3 protein-coding genes and 1 pseudogene are annotated in these 2913 nt (G+C 57.0%); 2 read left to right on the top strand and 2 right to left on the bottom strand.

Annotated features, from left to right (window positions below):
• On the bottom strand, positions 1-263 hold a 263-nt coding region (locus CVS29_RS18740; protein WP_211315182.1), incomplete at its 3' end, for a hypothetical protein.
• A 518-nt stretch (positions 264-781) separates the two neighbouring features.
• On the opposite strand from CVS29_RS18740, the gene CVS29_RS18040 reads away from it, so the two are divergent.
• Both CVS29_RS18040 and CVS29_RS18035 read left to right on the top strand, forming a co-directional pair.
• Positions 782-994: a hypothetical protein gene (locus CVS29_RS18040; protein ID WP_110107979.1), complete on the top strand. Its 213-nt coding sequence runs from the start codon at positions 782-784 to the stop codon at positions 992-994.
• 60 nt (positions 995-1054) lie between these two features.
• A pseudogene (locus tag CVS29_RS18035) lies at positions 1055-1546 on the top strand (ATP-binding protein); the annotation flags it as partial.
• A gap of 23 nt (positions 1547-1569) precedes the next feature.
• On the opposite strand, the gene CVS29_RS18030 reads toward CVS29_RS18035, so the two are convergent.
• Positions 1570-1959 (bottom strand): hypothetical protein, encoded by a 390-nt coding sequence (locus tag CVS29_RS18030; protein ID WP_146213133.1) that lies wholly within the window; start codon positions 1957-1959, stop codon positions 1570-1572.
• Between the last annotated feature and the right edge of the window lie 954 nt (positions 1960-2913).

Raw genomic sequence — 2913 nt, 5'->3', positions numbered from 1 at the left:
ATTTTCCCGCTAGTCACGCCGCCCTTCATCAGGACAACTCGATAAACAATACACACCAAACAACCAACACGCAAATCGGCAATCAGTACCCCAAAATCGGCAAAGCCTACCCACGGTGCCGTCCCGCCGCACTGCCACAAGCAATGCCAAGGATGCCAGGGCCAAGAAGACTCGCGGGAGCCGCAGTTCAACCACAATGCGGTACCGCTGTGATTAGTTGCCGGCGTGGTACCAGCCCAGGGATCAGCGCCCCAATCAGCCATGCAGTTGCTTCTGCTTCAGGTGTTAGGGATCATTTCTGGAGCGGGATCCTCGTGAAGGGACTTGTGGTCATACGGTCCCAGTGCTTTAGCTGAGTTGCTTCATTTCTTCTCTGCAAACGTCTTAGCCAGCCTGACGTTTGTCCCTACTGGTTTGGCAGGCACAGCCACGGTGGTGTGTCCTGTCCCTGGTTGCCGTGGCAAGCATCTTGGCGCCGCCCTCCGGAGGCGTAGATTCTCACGGGCAAGATACCGATGAGTTCCAGTAGGAAAGCTGTCCTGGGTCACAAGTATCCATGGACAGCCACACGTGAATGCCATTCTCAGTAGGCGAAACCAAAGGCACTACCTGATCCCCGCACACCTGCAACCGGATCGTCCCAAGCCTGCTATCGAAAGCCTCGTCTATACGATCTGGCCAATGACCAGCTGCGGATTCCCCCACGGATAACTAGGGCGTGTTGGTGGGGCCACCAACCCTCGCCGCCCACCCACTGACCGTGGCAAGGGGTGGCCAGTGAGTGCAACTCGTTGTTTACCGTCAGATTCTACGGATCAGCCCCGGTGTAAAAGTTGCAGCCCTTGAGCACCGGGTTCTCAGTCTCTCCCAACGCCGGCTGGCAGATCCGGCAGTAGTCATCGCTGGCTTGCCACCAGATAGGCGCCCGTTGCCATTAGTAGCCGGCTATGACGAACTACTGATGGCTCCGTCCCCAACCGCCCCCATCACCTAAGGACTAGATTTCATGAGTCCCACGGCCCCAGTTGCTGCTTCTAAAACGCTTCGGCAACGCCGTGACCGGCGCGCATCCGTCCGCCGAGTCAGAACAGCGAACTTTCCTGGCACTAAATGGTTGATCGGCTTCGATTACGTGGCGAATCCAAACATCAAAACACCGCGATCAAATCCCTCGCCACCCGGCTCGTGAACGAGCTCGTAGAGGCCAAGACGCGAAGGTCCTAGCGAAGACCATCGCCAGATACGGAAAGGCGGATTTGCTCTGCATCGATGAGCTGGGCTCATGGAACTAGATAAACGAGTATCCTAACTCCTCTTTCCGGGCCTCACTGAACGGGAAGTAGAAGCATCGGTTGCGATCGCCACCAACGAATCGCTCTCAGGATGGACGAAAACGTTCACCGACCCGAGTCTCTGCGCCGCCATCGTGGACCGGCTCACGTTCAAAGGCACCATCATTGAAACAGGGACAGACTCCTACCGCCTCGCCAACACGAAAAACCAACAACCCACCGTCGGCGTGGCCCTGTCCGGAGCTAATAGATAGCTAGTTGAAAGCGAAGGAAGGCGCTACCTGTCAGCAATCTTTTGTAGGACCTTGATGGGCGGCTCGGACGTGTGGCGGCCCTCTGGGACGGCCACCCAAACGATGCCGTGCTGGTCTCGACGACTCCTTGCTATCTGGGTACCGATAGGCTCGGCGAGGTTGACCGCCACGTCACGGGCGAAGCCCTCAATGGTGCCGTCTGCTGAGTTTGTATGAAACTCGAGCCTGCACCCAAGAGTCATCATGGGGTCGACGGTTCGGCGGTACACCACGCAAACTGCATCCGACCAGTCCTGCCATGCGCCAAGGATCTGCACGTCTTCAGCCCAGTAGCGGTCGACTGCATCAATGATGTATGGCGAAGATGGCAGATACGGGTTGTTTACACCGGGGCTGGTGATTGAATATTTCACCCAGTTGGGGCTGAGGGACTCGCCGCTTTGATAGCAGTACATGGTGAGCTGGCCCATCTTGCCACCGACCGGTCACCTGTAGCAATTGGTGTGCGACTGCGTGTCCTTACACACCAAGCACCTCTCGCTGGTCAGTGGGCGCGCAGGTAGACGCACTGCACTGGCATTCACCCCCGTAGGCCTTGAGTAAGTACTGCAGTCCCTGAGGCGTTATGTTGGGCAAAAGCATCACCGGGCTCATCGCTTCCACACTCCAGATGTTGTGCTTGATCCATGTTCTATCCAACCCCAGCCCTAGTTGACAGCGCCGCCGTAGAAACCACACCAATCACGAGGGCTGCCTTCGATTCCAAACTTGGTATGTTCCTTTTTTCCACCGGACTAACCCGCCGCGCCATGTTCCGTTTCTAAACTGTGAGGGGACACATTTTGGGGGCGTAATTGAACGTGACAAGACAGACAAAATCGCTGTCAAATTTCCCATTTGGGACCCCGGCGGTGCGCCGGTAAAGGCGAGCCTAGGGGCAACACAACTAATTAGTGAAGACCCTGAAGCAGAGGAATTGGAAGGCGACCCGTCCGGTACCGCCAACGTTGAAGACAGTAGCCCGAGACATCTCCTCCCCACGGCTACGAGCAGGTGGTCTCCGATGCGACTGCCACCTCAAGGCGACCCAGGTTCACATCGGATTGACATTCCAACCATCGCATCTGTGGTGCTGCCATCGAGCAAACATCAAAAGTCGGCGGTGGACAAGGTGCATGGTGGTGGGAACCAAGGGAAGCCCGTTAAATGCGGGGAGCCGCCCTGGTGTGGGGCGGCTCGAGTGGTGGTGGTTATTGTTGTTGGTGTTGATAGCCTGGTGGTTCTGAAAAAGGTGGTGTTAAAGGTGGGGAGGCCCCGCACCTGGTGGTGTGGGGCCTCTACCCTTTTTGGTGTTGTCCGGCGGTGTC

The organism is Arthrobacter psychrochitiniphilus (assembly GCF_003185915.1).
Lineage (GTDB): Bacteria > Actinomycetota > Actinomycetes > Actinomycetales > Micrococcaceae > Specibacter > Specibacter psychrochitiniphilus.
The sequence above is the reverse complement of the archived record's forward strand: the minus strand, read 5'-3'. Positions and strand labels throughout refer to the sequence as shown.